Origin of the sequence: Burkholderia sp. BCC1998, from assembly GCF_905339875.1 — a bacterium.
Taxonomy (GTDB): Bacteria; Pseudomonadota; Gammaproteobacteria; order Burkholderiales; family Burkholderiaceae; genus Burkholderia.
The window spans coordinates 108521-125185 of record NZ_CAJPHE010000015.1 but is presented as its reverse complement, the minus strand read 5'-3'; the positions used below and the strand labels follow the sequence as shown (position 1 = coordinate 125185).

Here is a 16665-nt window from a genome sequence, read left to right as displayed (position 1 = left end):
GGTATGTGCCGCTCAGCGGCCGTGCGCGGCCGCGGCCGCCTCGCCGCGCGGCACGCCGCCCCGGCGCGCCGCGACGATGAAGTCCGCCGCGCGTTCGCCGATCATCACCGACGGCGCATTCGTGTTCCCGCCGATCAGCGTCGGCATCACCGACGCATCCACCACCCGCAGCCTTTCGACGCCCCGCACGCGCAGTTGCGGATCCACGACCGCGCGCGCATCCGAGCCCATCCGGCAGGTGCCGACCGGGTGATAGATCGTGTCGGCGTGCGCGACGATCGTCGCGCGCAGTTCGGCTTCGCTCTGGCCCGCGCGCGTGTATAGCTCGCGCCCGCCCTGCGACGCGAGCGGCGCCTGCGACAGGATCCGGCGCATCGCCTGCGCCCCGCGCACGAGCAGGTCGAGATCGCGCGTATCGCTGAAGAAACGCGGATCGATCAGCGGCGCGTCGCGCGCATCGCCGCTCGCGAGCGCGACCGTGCCGCGGCTGAACGGGCGCAACGCGCACACGTGCAGCGAATAACCGAAGCCCCAGTGCATCTTGCGGTTGTGATCGTCGACGAGCGCCGTGCAGAAATGCAGTTGCAGGTCCGGACGATCGAGCGACGGATCGCTCTTGATGAAGCCGCCGGCCTCCGCGACGTTGCTCGTCATCATCCCCGTGCGGCTCGAGAAATAGCGCGCGAGCGCCGGCGTCATCTTCGCGATCCCGCGCAGGCAGATGCCGACCAGCTCCGACGAATTCACGCGCGTGTTGATGATGAAGTCGATATGGTCGATCAGGTTGGTGCCGACATCCGGCGCGTCCTGCACGACCGCGATCCCGTGCCGGCGCAGTTGTTCCGCCGGCCCGATTCCCGAGCACATCAGCAGTTGCGGCGAATTGAACGCGCCGGCCGACAGGATCACTTCCGCGCGCGCGCCGAGCGTCTCGACGCGTCCGTCGCGCGACACCACCACACCGACCGCGCGCTTGCCGTCGAAGCCCACACGCAGCACCGTCGCATCGGTGATCACATGCAGGTTCGGCCGGTCGCGGTCGTAGATGTACGCACGTGCAACGCTGCAGCGCGAGCCGTCGCGATGCGTGACCTGATAGAAGCCGACGCCTTCCTGCGTCGCGCCGTTGAAGTCGTCGTTGAGCGGATAACCGGCCGCGTGCGCGGCCTGGATGAATCGTTCGGAGAACGGATTGCGAAAGCGCAGATCGGACACCGTCAGCGGCCCGTCCGCGCCGTGCCAGGCGTCGGCGCCGCGCGCGTTGCCTTCCGCGCGGCGGAAATACGGCAGCACGTCCTGCCAGCCCCAGCCCGTCGCACCGAGTTGTGCCCACTCGTCGTAGTCGCCCGGATGGCCGCGCGTGTAGATCATCGCGTTGATCGCGCTCGAGCCGCCCATCCCGCGTCCGCGCGGCTGGTAGCCGCGGCGGCCGCCGAGGCCCGGCTGCGGCACCGTTTCGTAACCGTAGTTCGTGCCAAGCTTGAACGGCACGAGCGCCGCGATCCCCACCGGCATGTTGACGAGCAGGTTGCGCGCCGTGTGCGAACCGGCCTCGATCAACGCGATCGTCGCGTCGGGGCATGCATCGGCGAGGCGGCTCGCGAGGCTCGACCCGCCCGATCCTCCGCCGACGATGATGTAGTCGTATTGCATGTCACGTCTCCTTCGTGTCATGAACGGCACCCGGCGCGGCCCGGCTCCCGCTTGTAATGTTCGGGCATTGTAGGAATGGCCGTCGCGCGCGCGGCACGCCGATTCAAGAGCGATTCCTCTAAACGCCCGCGTGAACTAAATTTAAGATGTATCGATGAATTCGACGCGATGCAGCGGCCGCCAGAAGCCGCGCCGTCGCGAAACTGGGGAGACGACGATGCAGCGCGACGTACTGCAGGCCGCGTGCCGACCGGGTTGCCCGGACGCACCGCGCGCGGCCCGCATTTCATTTCAAACGGGTGCCTTGGCGGTGACGTGCAACACCGTGCGCGCGGCCGGTCGAAATCGAACGACGCCGCGTATCGCCGACCGTTTGAACGGCTCGTCGCATGCGCGGCTCGACCGGCCGATTCATGCGTCGTCGCGCGCATCGCGTCATGCCGCTTCGGTGCGCCGGCAAGCATCGGCAATTCGCGATCGCGCACCATTCGGAAGTCGCAGCGAGCCGTACGCGCACCCCGGGCGATCCCGTTTTCGAACACGAATACCGTCGCGCGAATACGACGCTTGCCGCACGTTGCACCCTGTTTTCGACCGTGCATTGCATCCGGCCCCGTGCCGCGCGACGCGCGCCATCCCGACCCGCCCCACCACGCTCGCCGAGCGGGTACGTGCGGCCTGACTGCTGGCCGACGTGCCACGCCCAACTGGAGTAGACGACATGAAGAACGACCTGCCCGAACTGGCCCCGCAAACGGCGCCGTCGGTCGATGCGCTGACGTCGCTGCTGCGCGACCAGCGCGCGGCCTACCTGCGCGCGCCGTATCCGGAGTGGGACACCCGCGCGCAGCACCTGCGCGCGCTGCGCACGATGCTGCTCGATCACGCGGATGCGCTCGCCGATGCGATCAGCGCCGACTTCGGGCATCGCGCGAAGCAGGAAGTGCTGCTGTCGGAAATCTGGATGGCGAAGGAAGAGATCGACGATGCGCTCAAGCACGGCAAGCGCTGGATGAAGCCCATCCGCAAGCCGATGAACAAGTGGCTGCGGCCGGCGCGCGCGAAGGTGCTGCCGCAGCCGCTCGGCGTGGTCGGCATCGTCGTGCCGTGGAACTATCCGCTCCTGCTCGCGGCCGGGCCGCTGATCTGCGCGCTCGCGGCCGGCAACCGCGCGATCATCAAGATGTCCGAACTGACGCCGCGCACGTCGGCGCTGTTCGAGCAACTGATTGCGAAGACCTTCTCGCGCGACCACGTCGCGGTCGTGAACGGCGATGCGGAGATCGGCGCCGCATTCAGCGCGCTGCCGTTCGATCACCTGCTGTTCACCGGGTCGACGCACGTCGGCCGCCATGTGATGCGCGCCGCGGCCGACAACCTCACACCCGTCACGCTCGAACTCGGCGGCAAGTCGCCGGCGATCGTCGGCCCGAATGCGCGCTTCGATGCGGCCGTCGACGCGATCATCGGCGGCAAGACGCTGAACGCGGGCCAGACCTGCATCGCGCCCGACTACGTGCTGCTGCCGCGCGGGATGGAAGCCGCGTTCATCGAGCGGGCACGAGCGCGCTTCGCGAAGCTGTATCCGGACCTGTCGACCAACGGCGACTACACGACGATCGTGTCGCCGCGCCATTACGCCCGGCTGCAGCAGTTGGCGACCGACGCGCAGGCGGCAGGCGCGCAATTGCATCCGCTGTCGGACGCGCAGTCCGATCCCGCGTCACGCCGCTTCGTGCCGTGCGCGGTCACGCACGTGCCGGCCGCGTCGCAACTGATGCAGGAGGAAATCTTCGGGCCGTTGCTGCCGCTCGTGCCGTACGAGCGGCTCGACGAGGCGATCGCGTACGTGAACGCGCGGCCGCGGCCGCTCGCGCTGTACCTGTTCGACGAGGATGGCGGCACGGTCGAGCGCGTGATGCGCGAAACGATCTCGGGCGGCGTGACGGTGAACGACGCACTGCTGCACATTGCGTGCGGCAGCCTGCCGTTCGGCGGCGTCGGCGCGAGCGGGATGGGCGCGTATCACGGCTACGACGGCTTCGTGACGTTCTCGAAGATGAAGCCCGTGCTCACGCAAGCGCGTCTGAATACCCGTGGGCTGATCGCACCGCCTTACGGCAAGCGCTTCGCCGCGGTCATCAGGATGATGCTGAAGTTCTGAGCGATGCGGGCCGCGCGCCACGCGCGCCGGCCCGCCCACGAACGCCGCGCGGCGACGCTGCCGCGCGCGCCGTCGCACGTCACACGGGCCAGAGCGGCCCTTCCTGCATCGCGCCGATCTGCTCGCGCAGCTCGAGCACGCGTGCTTCCCAGTAGCGATGCGTGTTGAACCACGGGAACGCGGCCGGAAACGCCGGATCGTCCCAGCGGCGCGCCAGCCAGGCCGCGTAGTGGATCAAGCGCAGCGTGCGCAGCGCTTCGACCAGATGCAGCTCGCGCGGCTCGAATTCGCAGAAGTCCTCATAACCGGCGAGCAGGTCCGCGAGCGCGCGCGACGCGCCTTCGCGATCGCCCGGCAGCAGCAGCCACAGATCCTGGACGGCGGGCGCCATCCGGCTATCGTCGAAGTCGACGAAATGCGGGCCTGCGTCGGTCCACAACACGTTGCTCGGATGGCAGTCGCCGTGCGTGCGCAGCAGGCGAATCTCGCCCGCACGCTCGAACGCGGCCTCGACGCCTTCGAGTGCGAGGTTCACCGCCGTCTCGTAGGCGGGCCGGACATCGTCGGGAAGAAAATCGTGCGCGAGCAGGTAGTCGCGCGGCTCGTAGCCGAACGTGCGGATGTCGAGCACCGGACGCGCGACATACGGCTCGGTCGCGCCGACCGCGTGAATCCGGCCGATGAAGCGGCCGAGCCATTCGAGCGTGTCGCTGCGGTCGAGATCAGGCGCGCGGCCGCCGCGCCGCTCGAAGATCGAGAAGCGGAAGCCGTCGAACGCGTGCAGCGTGCGGCCGTCGAACACGCGCGCGGGCACCGCCGGAATCTCGCGCGCGGCGAGCTCGGCGACGAACGCGTGTTCTTCCAGGATCGCGTCGTCCGACCAGCGCGCGGGCCGGTAGAACTTCGCGACGACCGGCGGGCCGTCTTCGATGCCGACCTGGTAGACGCGGTTCTCGTAGCTGTTGAGCGCGAGCAGGCGCCCGTCGGTGCGCAGCCCGGACGGCATCAGCACGCTGTCGAGCGCGTCGAGCACGCACTCGGGCGTGAGGCCGGCGAACGGCGGGCCGGCAGGAGCTGCGGGGGCGGAAGTGTCGTCTTTCATGCCCCGCATTGTGCCGTCAGCCGCGCCGAAACACGAGCGCCCGGTGCGGCACGCGCGCTCAGTGGATCGCAGCGCCGGCCGGCAGCACGGATTCGCCGGTGTCGATCAGGTCCTCGAGAAAGAACGGCTCGGTGTTGAGTTCCTTCGACTCGCCCGGCACGCCCGCGTACCAGGTCACCATGGCCATGTCGCCCAGAACGCGCTGAACGATGCCGCGCGCGCCCTTCGGCACTGCGATATGGGTAGTGCAGACAATCGACCCGACATGCATGATGGTTCCCCACTCTTGAAACTTGAAACCCGGCTCGCTGGCGAGCCGGCAAATGCACGATCCGCGCCGCCCTCGTCGGGGTGTTGCGCGTGATCCCATTGTTCACGGTTTATCGAAGCGCGAAAAGAAGAAGAAGCAGGCGAAGCGCCGCGAATTCGTCGAATGTCTCCAATCAACCACTGCGCCGCGCGTGCGCTTGCACGGGCGGATACCCCCATCATACCCTGTCGAATGTGACCGTCCGCCGAATCCGGCCATACGCGCGGCGCGCACGCGAATCGCACGACAGGCGTATCGTCTGCCCTTTGCCCGGTCGCGAGGAGACTTCGCGTGAGCGCAGCGAACGGAACCACGCCCGCGGCCTCGCGCCTCAATGCCGCGTCTCCTTTCCTCGAACAAGACTCACGCGGCTACCGACGCGCGGCGTGCGGCGTGATGTCGTAGTGTCATCGTGTCGTGGCGCCATAGTGCATGGCGATGCCGGTGCGCCGCCGGTTGCGCTGCACGACCGCCTTGCGTTACCTTTGACGTTCATTCGCGTTCAAGCGCATTTCGACACGATGCATCCGCTCACGTCCGCTCTCGCAAAATCCCGGCCGCAGTTCGACTCGCGGCCGCAGGCGTGCGCGCATCCGTCGGTCCTCCCTCCTCCTGTCGCACCGCCGCTCGTCGGCGCCGCGCCGCCCCCGCCGGCGGCACGCGTCGGCTGACCAGCCGGCTTCCGGTTTCCGTTTTCCATTTGCCCGTTCGGGCCGTTCGTGCGTGATCGCGCACGACGCGTTCCCGCACGCGCGACATGGAACGTTTCGATCCGTTCGACAGGTGGATTCACATGGTTTCGTTCAAACGCGCGCTCGCCGCGCATGGCGTGACGTCGCTCTTCGTCCTGCTATGGAGCAGCGGCGCGATCTTCGCTGAACTCGGTCTGCATCACGCATCCGCGTTCGTCTTTCTCACCGCGCGATTCGCACTCGCGTCACTCGTGCTGCTCGCGCTGGCCGTCATGCGCGGACGCTGGCTGCCGCCACGCGGCGAGCGCCGCATGGCCGCGCTGACCGGCCTGCTGATGATGGGCGGCTACTCGATCTTCTACCTGCTCGCGCTCGACCGCGGGATCGCGCCGGGCGTGCTCGCGACGATCCTCGGCGTGCAGCCGATCCTCACGCTCGCGATCGTCGAGCGGCGCTGGCAACCGATGCGTATCGCCGGGCTCGGGCTGTCGCTGGCCGGTCTCGCGCTCGTCGTGTGCCGCGGCGTGGGCGGTGCCGGCCTGCCGGTCATCGGCGTCGCCTGCGCGCTCACGGCGCTCGTCGCGCTGACCGCCGGCTCGCTGCTGCAAAAGCGCGTGCGCGCGGCGCCTGCCGACGTGCTGCCGCTGCAGAACGCGATCGGCCTCGTGCTGTGCGTGGCGATCCTGCCGTTCCGGCCGATCTCGCTCGAGATCGGCTGGGCGTTCGTCGTGCCGCTGCTGTGGCTCGGGATCGTGATCTCGGTGATCGCGCAGTTGCTGTTCTACCGGTTGATGCAGCGCGGCGATCTCGTCAACGTGACGAGCCTGTTCTATCTCGTGCCCGTCGTCACCACGCTGATGGACGCGCTCTGGCTCGGCAACCGGCCCGAACCGCTCGCGCTCGCCGGCATGGGGGCGATCGTCGGGGGCCTCGCGCTCGTGTTCCGCACGCCCGCCGTTCGCGCGCAACCCGATCGCGCATAAGCGGCCGGGCTGCCGCGCCCGCGGATGCGGCAGCCCGTAGCGAACACGTACGACGTTTCCGCACCAATCGAAAGGAACGGGAAAGACTGGCGCAAGGCATTCGTCCAATTCGCGGGAAAAAATGCGGAATCCCCCGGGTTTTCCGCATACTTTTAATGGTTCGGATAGCGAAAAACGCGGCGAGCTTGCCTATACTCGAACTGTCCGACCCGCTCGCAATCGCGAATCGGTCGGCCCAACAAGAGAAATGCCCGGCATGGGGCTGGAAGACGCGCATGCGCCTGTTCCGGCCGACTACGGAGACACGCATGACGACCTATTTCACGATCGGCGACTTCATCCTGTTGATTCCGATGGCGCTGGCCGGAGCGCTATTTCTCGGCGCGGTGCCGTGCGCAACCGAATTCCGCCACAACCTGCTGCGCGTGCTCGGCGTCATCCTCGGCGTCGGCGTTGCGGTATTGCTCGTCGAGGGCCTGCCTGCACTCCTCTAGCCACGCGTCGGCGCGCGGCGGTCACGTCGCTGCATTGCAGCGACGCGACGGCGTGTGTGCGTGCGCGGCGATACGGCATGCAATGCTTCGCATCCCGTATCGACGGTCGTTGCTGCCGGTCAGATCGCCTGATCGGTGGACGGCTTTTCCCACAGATTGATGCCGCCCTCGATCGCGTGTCGATCGATCTCCGCGAGTTCGTCGGCCGAGAATTCGAGATTCTTCAGCGCGCCGACGTTTTCACGCACCTGCTCCGCACGGCTCGCGCCGATCAGTGCGGACGTCACGCGGCCATTGCGCAGCACCCACGCGAGCGCCATTTGCGCGAGGCTCTGCCCGCGCCGCTCGGCGATGCCGTTGAGCTTGCGCACGTGCTCGAGGTTCTCCGCGCTCAGGTGATCCTGCTTCAGCGAGCCGCCGCCCGGTTTGTTCACGCGTGCGTCGTCCGGCACGCCGTTCAGGTATTTCGACGTCAGCAGCCCCTGCGCGAGCGGCGTGAACGCGATGCTGCCCGTGCCGATCTCGTCGAGCGTGCCGAGCAGGTCCGGCTCGATCCAGCGGTTCAGCATGTTGTACGACGGCTGGTGGATCAGCAGCGGCACCTTGTATTGCGCGAGCAGTTCGGCCATCTCGCGCGTCTTCGCGGCCGAGTACGACGAGATGCCGATATACAGCGCCTTGCCCTGCTGCACGGCCGATGCGAGCGCGCCGGCGGTTTCCTCGAGCGGCGTGTGCGCGTCGAAGCGGTGCGAATAGAAGATGTCGACGTAGTCGAGGCCCATGCGCTGCAGGCTCTGGTCAAGGCTCGCGAGCACGTACTTGCGCGACCCGCCGCCGCTGCCGTACGGCCCCGGCCACATGTCCCAGCCGGCCTTCGTCGAGATCAGCAGCTCGTCGCGGTACGGCCGGAAATCTTCCTTCAGCAGCCGGCCGAAGTTGGTTTCGGCGCTGCCGTACGGCGGCCCGTAGTTGTTCGCGAGGTCGAAGTGATTGATGCCGAGGTCGAACGCGGTGCGCAGGATCTCGCGCTGCGTCGCGATCGGCGTCGAGTCGCCGAAGTTGTGCCACAGGCCGAGCGACAGGGCGGGCAGTTTGAGCCCGGATTTGCCGCAGGTGCGGTATTGCATGTCGGCATAACGTTCGGAAGCTGCTTCGTAGGCCATGAGTCGGTTCCGTCAGGACGTCGGGGAAGGGACGCGCGCCGCGCGCGAACATCACGCGCCGGCGGCGAAGGAAACATACGACGGCTATGGTAGCGAACGTGGCCGATGCGCGCACGGCAATGGACGCGGCTGCGCGCGTCGCCTACACTGCGGCGTCTCGAATCACCGTTACAGCGAGGTTGGTATGTCCCGGGTCATCTCGGTTGCGCTGCTCGTCGGCGGCGTCGTGCTGCTGTATTTCGGCGGCCAGTCGTTCCATTCGATCAACGACAACGTGTCGCGCTTCTTCACCGGCTCGCCCGCCACGAAAACGATCCTGCTGATCGCCGGCGGCGCCGTCGCGATGCTGATCGGCCTGATCGGCCTCGCGATGCCGGCCAACAAGCGCTGATCACGCAGCCGCGCGACGCACGACGACGTGCCCGCCTCGCGCGATGCGGGCCGCACAAAACGCAACGGGCGGCCAGGCCGCCCGTTTCTTCATCCGCTCATGCGGCCGCCGCGCCGCATCGAATCATCGACGCGGCTGCAGCGCCGCCCGAACCGCTGCTAGAACTGCACTTCCGGCTTCGCCGCCGAACGCGTGCCCGGCACTGGCCGGTTGCTCACGCCGTGATACGTGTAGACGAGCGAGAACTTCACCTGGTCGGAGCGGTTCTGCCCCGCCGAATGCAGCGTGTTGCAGTGGAAAAACACGACGTCGCCCGTCTGGAGCGGCGGGCAGGTTGCCGCGTCGATCATCTTGCGGTTTTCCGGCAGGTCGCTGCGGAAGAACTTCGCGTCGTCGAACGCTTCCGGCCCGAATTCGGCCGTGTGCGAGCCCGGCACCAGCCAGAGCGCCCCGTTTTCATTCGTTTCCGGGCCGAGCGCGAGCCACACCGACACCATGTCCGCACGTTCGAACGACCAGTAGCGGAAGTCGCGATGCCAGCCCGTCAGGCTGCCGTACGCCGGATGCTTCGTCATCATGCAGTTGTGATGCGCGCGCGACAGCACCGGCTGCTCGCCGAAGTACTCGCGCATCCACGCGCCGATTTCCGGCGCGATCGCGCGCTCGGCGAACGCCGGATCGCGCGTGTAGGCGTCCAGCAGCCGCCGCACCGTATGCCCGCCCGGCGCATGCTTCGACTCGGGCGCGCCCGGGTAGCGCAAATCCGCCTCGAACTCGATCGGCTCCGCCGCTTCCTGCAACTGGCGCGCCGCGATCTGCTTGAGCGTCGCGCACTGCGCTTCGCCGACGAGGCCGCGCGCGACGACGAAGCCGCGTTCGCGCAATTCCGCGACTTGCGCGCGGATCGATTCCGACTGCAATGAAGACGACATGGGATGCCAGACGTTTATTGTGTGAATGTGACGATTGTAAATCGGCGCCGGATGCCGCGAACAGCGCCATTGTCGTACGCAGGGGCATGCCAATCGCCGATTTGATCTGGCTCAAGGGAACTGTGCGGCGCCGCGCGAGCCTCAGCGACAGGCGGTATGCGACGACACGCTTGCGGCACAAGGGTTTATCGCGACTTTTGCACGTCATGAAACCCCGGTAGCCTGTCGCGGCCTGTCAATTCTGGCGGGCGCGGCGCGCAACGACTTTCGGTAAGATCCGTTGCGCCATCCGAGGCCGTTCATACCAGTGCGCTCTTCAAGGGCGCCATCCATACAAGCGAAGCATCGTTCACATGCCATTCCGTCTGACTTCCCGTCTCAGCCGCGCTGCGAAGCGCGTCGTGCCGTCCGCTCCCGCCCGCCCGCTGCGCCATCACCGCGCGCGCACGCAGGCGCTCGCCGAGCACACGCACGTGCACAGCCGGCTGGACGGCATCCGCGCGTGGTTCCACGCGTTCTTCTCGATGATGAGCGCACAGGCGTTCGCCCGCCGCGCCGGCCTGCGCTCGCTGCTGCAGAAGCCGTCGTCGCTGCGCGCGCTCGCGCTGCGCCGCACGCTGGGCCCGCAGCGCCGCGTCAATCGCCCGCGCCGCCTCGCGGCCAGCAACGGCTGGTTCGGGTTCGGCGCACGCTGAAGTCGAGCCGGCGGCACGCAGCCCGCCACGATCGTCGCGCGCGCCGTCATTCCGCCGGCGCGCGACGCGCATAAAAAAACCCCGGCATGCCGGGGTTTTTCGTTTCAGGCGGACGACGCTTATGCGACGCGTGCCGTCGGCTCCACGCCAGCCGCTTCGGCCAGCGCGAGTGCCTTGTCGGTTGCTTCCCACGAGAATTCCGGCTCGTCGCGGCCGAAGTGGCCGTAAGCGGCCGTCTTCTCGTAGATCGGGCGCAGCAGGTCGAGCATCTTGATGATGCCCTTCGGACGCAGGTCGAAATGCTCGCGCACGAGCTTCGTGATCACCGCATCCGACACGCGACCCGTGCCGAACGTGTTGACCATCACCGAGGTCGGCTCGGCAACGCCGATCGCGTACGACACCTGGATCAGCGCGCGCGACGCGAGGCCTGCCGCGACGATGTTCTTCGCGACGTAACGGCCGGCATACGCTGCCGAACGGTCGACCTTCGACGGATCCTTGCCCGAGAACGCGCCGCCGCCGTGCGGTGCGGCACCGCCGTAGGTATCGACGATGATCTTGCGACCCGTCAGGCCGCAGTCGCCCTGCGGGCCACCGATCACGAACCGGCCGGTCGGGTTCACCAGGAACTTGATGTCGCCCTTGATCAGGTCGGCCGGCAGCGTCGGCTTGATGATTTCCTCGATCACGGCTTCGCGCAGCGCCGGCAGCTCGATGTCCGGTGCGTGCTGCGTCGACAGCACGACGGTGTCGATCGAATCGGGCTTGCCGTCGACGTAGCGGACCGTGACCTGCGACTTCGCGTCCGGGCGCAGCCACTGCAGGCGGCCGTCGCGGCGCAGGCTGGCCTGGCGCTCGACGAGACGGTGCGACAGGTAGATCGGCAGCGGCATCAGTTCCGGCGTTTCGTCGCATGCGTAACCGAACATCAGGCCCTGGTCGCCCGCGCCTTGATCGAGGTTGTCGTCATGCGCGCGGTCGACGCCTTGCGCGATGTCCGGCGACTGCTTGTCGTACGCGACGAGCACCGCGCAGCCCTTGTAGTCGATGCCGTAGTCGGTGTTGTCGTAGCCGATGCGCTTGATGGTGTCGCGCGCGATCTGGATGTAGTCGATGTTGGCCGTCGTGGTGATTTCACCGGCCAGCACGACGAGACCCGTGTTGCACAGCGTTTCGGCCGCAACGCGGGAGTATTTGTCCTGCTCGAGGATGGCGTCGAGAATCGCGTCCGAGATTTGGTCCGCGACCTTGTCCGGATGGCCTTCGGAGACGGATTCGGACGTGAAGAGATAATCGTTTGCCACTTTTTCAGGCTCCTGTGTGGTTACGGTGGGTTTCACGTAGCCAGCTTCGTTGGGCCTGAAGCGGCGACGCTTTAGCGGATTACCAGGACCGGGCAGCGCGCTTCGCGCCAGCCGGCTTCGCCCCGCAAGTTGTCAGTTAACTCGGCGAAGCCCGTATTATAGCGGCTTTCGTGAATTGTCACAGAGCGCCACACGTGCTGCATCGTCCGCTGTCCTACCCCCCTGTTCGCAACGCGCCGGCCAGCCGGCCCCACGGAGATTCCGCATGCTAGGCCGCCTCGGCACGCACCTCGCCATCGGCTTGCTGAAGCTGCTCGCCCTGCTGCCGTACGGTCTGACCGCACGGTTCGGCGACGGCCTCGGCTGGCTGCTGTACCAGATTCCCAGCCGGCGAAAGCGCATCGTACATACCAATCTGAAACTCTGCTTCCCCGACTGGAGCGACGAACGGCGCGAGGAAGTGGCGGGCCGGCATTTCCGCCACGCGATCCGCAGCTACGTCGAGCGCAGCGTCCAGTGGTTCGGCTCCGAGCGCAAGCTCGCGAAACTGATCCAGGTCGACAGCGCGGTCGATCTCACGGACCCCGATCTGCCCCCGACGCTGTTCCTGGGCCTGCATTTCGTCGGCATCGAAGCCGGCTCGATCTGGCTGAACCGTTCACTGCAGCGCCGTTGCGGATCGCTGTACCAGCCGTTCTCGAATGCGATACTCGAGGAAGAAGCGAAGAAGGCGCGCGGGCGTTTCGACGCCGAGATGGTCGGCCGCGCGGACAGCGCGCGCGTCGTGCTGCGCTGGCTGCGCGACCGCAAGCCGGTGATGCTCGGCGCCGACATGGACTACGGGCTGCGCAATTCGACGTTCGTACCCTTCTTCGGCGTACCCGCGTGCACGCTGACGGCCGTCGGCCGGCTCGCGAAGACGGGCCGCGCGCAGGTCGTGCCGTTCATCGGCGAAGTGCTGCCGAACTACCAGGGTTACCGGCTGAAGGTGTTCAAGCCGTGGGATCACTACCCGACCGGCGACGACGATCTCGACGCGCGGCGGATGAACGAATTCCTCGAAGAGCAGATTCCGCTGATGCCCGAGCAGTATTACTGGGTGCACAAGCGCTTCAAGACGCGCCCGCCCGGCGAGCCGAGCCTCTACTGAGTCGAACCGCGGGCGCGTCGTCAGAGACGCGCCTGCACCCTCGCCACTTTCGGCGCGCCTTTCGCGCGCGCCTGCCAGAGATCGTAGGCCGACTGCTGCGCCAGCCACAGATCCGCCTTCCCGCCGTTTTCCTCGCCCAACCACGCTTCGAGACGCAGCGCCATTTCAGGCGAGATGCCGGCATGGCCGTGCAGGATGCGCGACAGCGCCGCGCGCGTGACGCCGAGCTGCGCGGCGGCTTCGGTGACGGTCAGGCCGAGCGCCGGCAAGACGTCGTCGCGCAGCGCCTCGCCCGGATGGGGCGGATTGAAGATGCGAGTCATGGCGTTGAATGACCTCAGTGATAGTCTTGATAGTTGACCAGGACGACATCCGGGCCCTCGAATCTGAACGTCAGGCGCCAGTTGACGCTCACGCTCACCGAGCAGTAACCCTCCAGCCCGCCGGCGAGGCCATGCAGGCGCCAGCCGGGTACGTTCATGTCGAACGGCTGGCTCGCCATGTCGAGACGGGCAAGCTGGCGCCGCAACCTCGGGGCATGATCCGGCCGGATGCCAGCCTTGCTCCCGTTCGTGAAAAACGCTTCCAGCCCCTTGTGCTGCCATGACTTGATCATGGGCCTCCCACACTCGAGTGCGATTCGATGGCATGGCCCACATGGCGTATAGCCAGACTATACGAATCGCCTGATTGATTTGTCAATTTGACCGGTACGAAAACAGGCACGCGGCAAAATCCCGTGCACTGGCAACGCCGGGCAGCATGCCGCCGGATTCACCTGTCCCGACAACGCTCGCCACATCGCACCACCTCAATCTGCCGGCTCGGTGCCCACGTGACCAGTCAGCCGATCGGCCGGCATCGCCGCGCTCCGCCCCCCGAACGACGCCCGGCGCCCCGCCCGCGCAGGACGCCCCTGTCGGCTGCATGTATCATTTGCGGTTGAGATCAGCACGACGAACGACGCCGCCCGGCATGACGGCGCGCCGCGTCCGTCGTGCCGGCCGCCCTGTTCGCCATGGAATTCCGGACCCAGTGAAACTCTCGTTCACCAAGATGCACGGCGCGGGCAACGACTTCGTCGTGCTCGACAGCTATTCGCGCGCGCTGCCGCCGCTCACCGAGGCGCAGGTGCGCGCGCTCGCCAACCGACACTTCGGCATCGGCGCCGACCAGTTGCTGCTCGTCGAGAAACCGACCGTCGACGGCGCGGATTTCAAGTACCGGATCTTCAATTGCGACGGCGGCGAAGTCGAACACTGCGGTAACGGCGCGCGCTGCTTCGTGAAGTTCGTCAGCGACCGCGGCCTGACCGACAAGCGCAGCGTGCGCGTGCAGGTGATGAAGGGCCTGATCACGTTGACGATGCAGGACAACGGCGAAGTCGTCGTCGACATGGGCGCGCCCGTGTTTGCGCCGGCGGAGGTGCCGTTCGACGCCGCGGGGCTCGACGGCCGGACGGAAGGCAACGACACGCTGTGGCCGCTCGACGTCGGCGGCCACACGCGCTGGATCTCGACGGTGTCGATGGGCAACCCGCACGCGGTGCAGGTCGTCGACGACGCCGAAGCGTATCCGGTGCTCGACGAAGGCCCGCTGATCGAGCGCCACGCCCGCTTCCCGCAGCGCGTGAACGCCGGCTTCATGCAGATCGTGTCGCGCAGCGAGGTGAAGCTGCGCGTGTACGAACGCGGCGCGGGCGAGACGCTCGCATGCGGCACCGGCGCGTGCGCGGCGGTGGCGGCCGGCATCCGGCGCGGCCTGCTCGATTCGCCGGTGACCGTGCACACGCATGGCGGCACGCTGACGATCGGCTGGGGCGGCGCGCGCGACGAAGCCGCCGCGCTGATGATGTCCGGGCCCGCCACCACCGTGTTCGAAGGCGAGATCGACCTGAACGTCTGACCCTTCAACGTCCCGATAACCGAAGAACGCTCCAGCCACATGAACGATCGCGAAGTCGCCGACTACCTGCTCGCCAATCCCGAATTCTTCGCGCAACATGCGGAATTGCTCGCGACGATCCGTCTCGCGAACCCGCACGGCAAGGCCGCGATCTCGCTGCAGGAGCGGCAGATGGAGATGCTGCGCGACAAGAACAAGCATCTCGAGCGCCGGCTCGCCGAGCTCGTGCGCTACGGCCACGAGAACGACAGCCTGTCCGCGAAGTTCAGCCGCTGGACCGCGCGCGTGATCGCGGAACGCGACCCGTACGCGCTGCCGCGCACGATCGCCGAAGGCATCGCCGACGTGTTCGACGTGCCGCAAACCGCGCTGCGCGTTTGGGACGTCGCCGACACCTATGCGCAGGCCGATTTCGCGCGCCAGGTCGGCGAGGAAGTGCGCCTCTTCACGAACGGGCTGTCGACGCCGTACTGCGGCGCGAACACCGGATTCGAAGCGGCCCAGTGGCTCGCGCCCGCGCTCGCGGCGCCGGCCGCGAATGCGGCGGAAGGCGCCGAAGCCGCGCCGGCCGGCGACGGCGCGGCCACGTCGGTCGCGCTGCTCGCGCTGCGTGCGCCGCTCGGCGGCACCGATGCGCCCGCGTTCGGCCTGCTCGTGCTCGGCTCGCCCGATCCGCGCCGCTTCCACGACGGGATGGCGACCGACTTCCTTGCGCAGATCGCGACGCTCGCGAGCGCCGCGCTCACGCGCCTGCTGCCGCATTGAGATCGCTCCCGCGATGACCGACGATCCGATCGCCGCCTACCTGTCGAACCTGAAACACGTCAGACAGCTGTCGGAACACACGCTGCGTGCGTACACGCACGAACTCGACGAACTGAAGAAACTCGCCGCCGGCCGCCCGCTCGACGCGCTGACGGCCGCCGACATGCGCGGCGCGGTCGTGCGCGCGCACGCGGGCGGCTTGTCCGCTCGCTCGATCTCGCACCGGCTTTCCGCATGGCGTGCGTTCTATCGCTGGCTCGCGCAGCGCATCGAGATGCCCGCGAATCCCGTTGCCGGGGTGCGCGCGCCCAAACGCGAGAAATCGCTGCCCAAGGCGCTGTCGGTCGACGATGCGGTCGCACTCATGGATACGCCGCTCGCCGGCACGACCGAAGGCATCCGCGATCACGCGATCCTCGAGCTGTTCTATTCGTCCGGGCTGCGCCTCGCGGAGCTGGTCGGGCTCGACGTCATGTACACGCAGGCCGACGGCTACCGCTCGGCCGGCTGGCTCGATCTCGCCGAAGCCGAAGTCACCGTGCGCGGCAAGGGCAACAAGGAGCGCAAGGTGCCGGTCGGCCGCAAGGCGATCGAGGCGCTGAACGCGTGGCTCGCCGTGCGCGGCGAATTCGTGAAGCACGATCCGCATCCGCTGTTCGTGTCCGTGCGCGGCAACCGGATGGCGCCGGGCGTCGTGCGCGATCGCGTGAAGCGCGCGGCGCTGGCCGCGGGCATCCCCGCCAACGTTCACCCGCACGTGCTGCGCCATTCGTTCGCGACGCACGTGCTGCAGTCGAGCGGCGACCTGCGCGCGGTGCAGGAGTTGCTGGGCCACGCGAGCGTCGCCGCGACGCAGGTCTACACGTCGCTCGACTTCCAGCATCTCGCGAAAATTTACGACAGCGCGCATCCGCGCGCGAAGAAGCGCGACTGACGCGCGTCCCGCCCTACCCGCCGCG

18 protein-coding genes are annotated in these 16665 nt (G+C 67.6%); 10 read left to right on the top strand and 8 right to left on the bottom strand.

Annotation, left to right across the window (positions count from 1 at the left end; all coding sequences use genetic code 11):
* Positions 1 to 12: 12 nt before the first annotated feature.
* Positions 13 to 1653, bottom strand: a complete 1641-nt coding sequence (locus tag U5A56_RS24270) for a GMC family oxidoreductase (protein ID WP_044847858.1) — start codon at positions 1651 to 1653, stop codon at positions 13 to 15.
* A gap of 217 nt (positions 1654 to 1870) precedes the next feature.
* On the opposite strand from U5A56_RS24270, the gene U5A56_RS24265 reads away from it, so the two are divergent.
* Both U5A56_RS24265 and U5A56_RS24260 read left to right on the top strand, forming a co-directional pair.
* Complete coding sequence (locus U5A56_RS24265; RefSeq protein WP_321924901.1) at positions 1871 to 2335, top strand: hypothetical protein; 465 nt, start codon at positions 1871 to 1873, stop codon at positions 2333 to 2335.
* Between the two features lie 39 nt (positions 2336 to 2374).
* Positions 2375 to 3817: a coniferyl aldehyde dehydrogenase gene (locus tag U5A56_RS24260; RefSeq protein WP_044847857.1), complete on the top strand. Its 1443-nt coding sequence runs from the start codon at positions 2375 to 2377 to the stop codon at positions 3815 to 3817.
* A 79-nt stretch (positions 3818 to 3896) separates the two neighbouring features.
* On the opposite strand, the gene U5A56_RS24255 is transcribed toward U5A56_RS24260, so the two are convergent.
* Positions 3897 to 4928 carry a serine/threonine protein kinase gene (locus U5A56_RS24255; RefSeq protein WP_321810941.1) on the bottom strand — a complete coding sequence of 344 codons (1032 nt, stop codon included), beginning with the start codon at positions 4926 to 4928 and terminating at the stop codon, positions 3897 to 3899.
* Between the two features lie 49 nt (positions 4929 to 4977).
* The gene (locus U5A56_RS24250) at positions 4978 to 5190 is read right to left on the bottom strand and encodes a hypothetical protein (protein ID WP_011886311.1); all 213 of its coding nucleotides are present in this window, start codon (positions 5188 to 5190) and stop codon (positions 4978 to 4980) included.
* 832 nt (positions 5191 to 6022) lie between these two features.
* On the opposite strand from U5A56_RS24250, the gene U5A56_RS24245 reads away from it, so the two are divergent.
* Complete coding sequence (locus U5A56_RS24245) at positions 6023 to 6904, top strand: DMT family transporter (protein WP_124892306.1); 882 nt, start codon at positions 6023 to 6025, stop codon at positions 6902 to 6904.
* A 308-nt stretch (positions 6905 to 7212) separates the two neighbouring features.
* A complete protein-coding gene (locus U5A56_RS24240; RefSeq protein WP_014895742.1) occupies positions 7213 to 7398 on the top strand; it encodes a hypothetical protein in 186 nt (61 codons plus the stop codon).
* A 119-nt stretch (positions 7399 to 7517) separates the two neighbouring features.
* On the opposite strand, the gene mgrA is transcribed toward U5A56_RS24240, so the two are convergent.
* On the bottom strand, positions 7518 to 8561 hold the full coding sequence (gene mgrA / locus U5A56_RS24235) for an L-glyceraldehyde 3-phosphate reductase (protein WP_124486683.1): 1044 nt from the start codon (positions 8559 to 8561) through the stop codon (positions 7518 to 7520).
* 184 nt (positions 8562 to 8745) lie between these two features.
* Here mgrA and U5A56_RS24230 point away from each other — a divergent pair, with 184 nt between their 5' ends.
* Positions 8746 to 8952, top strand: a complete 207-nt coding sequence (locus U5A56_RS24230) for a DUF3185 family protein (RefSeq protein ID WP_044847854.1) — start codon at positions 8746 to 8748, stop codon at positions 8950 to 8952.
* A gap of 158 nt (positions 8953 to 9110) precedes the next feature.
* On the opposite strand, the gene U5A56_RS24225 is transcribed toward U5A56_RS24230, so the two are convergent.
* Positions 9111 to 9884 (bottom strand): phytanoyl-CoA dioxygenase family protein, encoded by a 774-nt coding sequence (locus U5A56_RS24225; protein ID WP_044847853.1) that lies wholly within the window; start codon positions 9882 to 9884, stop codon positions 9111 to 9113.
* Positions 9885 to 10237: 353 nt separating this feature from the next.
* Here U5A56_RS24225 and U5A56_RS24220 point away from each other — a divergent pair, with 353 nt between their 5' ends.
* Positions 10238 to 10579 (top strand): hypothetical protein, encoded by a 342-nt coding sequence (locus tag U5A56_RS24220; protein WP_321924896.1) that lies wholly within the window; start codon positions 10238 to 10240, stop codon positions 10577 to 10579.
* Positions 10580 to 10698: 119 nt separating this feature from the next.
* Here the strand turns inward: U5A56_RS24220 and metK are convergent, their stop codons facing one another.
* The gene (gene metK / locus U5A56_RS24215) at positions 10699 to 11886 is read right to left on the bottom strand and encodes a methionine adenosyltransferase (protein WP_044847851.1); all 1188 of its coding nucleotides are present in this window, start codon (positions 11884 to 11886) and stop codon (positions 10699 to 10701) included.
* Between the two features lie 265 nt (positions 11887 to 12151).
* Between metK and lpxL the strand changes: the two genes are divergently transcribed.
* Entirely contained in the window at positions 12152 to 13036 is an 885-nt protein-coding gene (gene lpxL, locus U5A56_RS24210; protein WP_044847850.1) for a lauroyl acyltransferase LpxL, read from the top strand.
* A gap of 20 nt (positions 13037 to 13056) precedes the next feature.
* Here lpxL and U5A56_RS24205 read toward each other — a convergent pair whose 3' ends face one another.
* Positions 13057 to 13359, bottom strand: a complete 303-nt coding sequence (locus tag U5A56_RS24205; protein ID WP_257773979.1) for a HigA family addiction module antitoxin — start codon at positions 13357 to 13359, stop codon at positions 13057 to 13059.
* Positions 13360 to 13373: 14 nt separating this feature from the next.
* On the bottom strand, positions 13374 to 13652 hold the full coding sequence (locus tag U5A56_RS24200) for a type II toxin-antitoxin system RelE/ParE family toxin (RefSeq protein ID WP_044847848.1): 279 nt from the start codon (positions 13650 to 13652) through the stop codon (positions 13374 to 13376).
* Positions 13653 to 14071: 419 nt separating this feature from the next.
* Here U5A56_RS24200 and dapF point away from each other — a divergent pair, with 419 nt between their 5' ends.
* The 3 genes from dapF to xerC are packed head-to-tail and all read left to right on the top strand — an operon-like array spanning position 14072 to position 16640.
* Complete coding sequence (dapF, locus tag U5A56_RS24195) at positions 14072 to 14941, top strand: diaminopimelate epimerase (RefSeq protein ID WP_044847847.1); 870 nt, start codon at positions 14072 to 14074, stop codon at positions 14939 to 14941.
* Positions 14942 to 14980: 39 nt separating this feature from the next.
* Positions 14981 to 15706, top strand: coding sequence for a DUF484 family protein (locus U5A56_RS24190; protein ID WP_124486687.1), 726 nt, complete (start codon positions 14981 to 14983; stop codon positions 15704 to 15706).
* Positions 15707 to 15719: 13 nt separating this feature from the next.
* A complete protein-coding gene (gene xerC, locus U5A56_RS24185) occupies positions 15720 to 16640 on the top strand; it encodes a tyrosine recombinase XerC (protein WP_044847845.1) in 921 nt (306 codons plus the stop codon).
* The last annotated feature ends 25 nt before the right edge of the window (positions 16641 to 16665 follow it).

Bases quoted from the DNA above. Each gene is read 5' to 3' on its own strand.
- U5A56_RS24270 (WP_044847858.1), bottom strand. From the start codon at position 1,653: ATGCAATACGACTACATCATCGTCGGCGGAGGATCGGGCGGGTCGAGC.
- U5A56_RS24265 (WP_321924901.1), top strand. From the start codon at position 1,871: ATGCAGCGCGACGTACTGCAGGCCGCGTGCCGACCGGGTTGCCCGGAC.
- U5A56_RS24260 (WP_044847857.1), top strand. From the start codon at position 2,375: ATGAAGAACGACCTGCCCGAACTGGCCCCGCAAACGGCGCCGTCGGTC.
- U5A56_RS24255 (WP_321810941.1), bottom strand. From the start codon at position 4,928: ATGCGGGGCATGAAAGACGACACTTCCGCCCCCGCAGCTCCTGCCGGC.
- U5A56_RS24250 (WP_011886311.1), bottom strand. From the start codon at position 5,190: ATGCATGTCGGGTCGATTGTCTGCACTACCCATATCGCAGTGCCGAAG.
- U5A56_RS24245 (WP_124892306.1), top strand. From the start codon at position 6,023: ATGGTTTCGTTCAAACGCGCGCTCGCCGCGCATGGCGTGACGTCGCTC.
- U5A56_RS24240 (WP_014895742.1), top strand. From the start codon at position 7,213: ATGACGACCTATTTCACGATCGGCGACTTCATCCTGTTGATTCCGATG.
- mgrA (WP_124486683.1), bottom strand. From the start codon at position 8,561: ATGGCCTACGAAGCAGCTTCCGAACGTTATGCCGACATGCAATACCGC.
- U5A56_RS24230 (WP_044847854.1), top strand. From the start codon at position 8,746: ATGTCCCGGGTCATCTCGGTTGCGCTGCTCGTCGGCGGCGTCGTGCTG.
- U5A56_RS24225 (WP_044847853.1), bottom strand. From the start codon at position 9,884: ATGTCGTCTTCATTGCAGTCGGAATCGATCCGCGCGCAAGTCGCGGAA.
- U5A56_RS24220 (WP_321924896.1), top strand. From the start codon at position 10,238: ATGCCATTCCGTCTGACTTCCCGTCTCAGCCGCGCTGCGAAGCGCGTC.
- lpxL (WP_044847850.1), top strand. From the start codon at position 12,152: ATGCTAGGCCGCCTCGGCACGCACCTCGCCATCGGCTTGCTGAAGCTG.
- U5A56_RS24205 (WP_257773979.1), bottom strand. From the start codon at position 13,359: ATGACTCGCATCTTCAATCCGCCCCATCCGGGCGAGGCGCTGCGCGAC.
- U5A56_RS24200 (WP_044847848.1), bottom strand. From the start codon at position 13,652: ATGATCAAGTCATGGCAGCACAAGGGGCTGGAAGCGTTTTTCACGAAC.
- U5A56_RS24190 (WP_124486687.1), top strand. From the start codon at position 14,981: ATGAACGATCGCGAAGTCGCCGACTACCTGCTCGCCAATCCCGAATTC.
- xerC (WP_044847845.1), top strand. From the start codon at position 15,720: ATGACCGACGATCCGATCGCCGCCTACCTGTCGAACCTGAAACACGTC.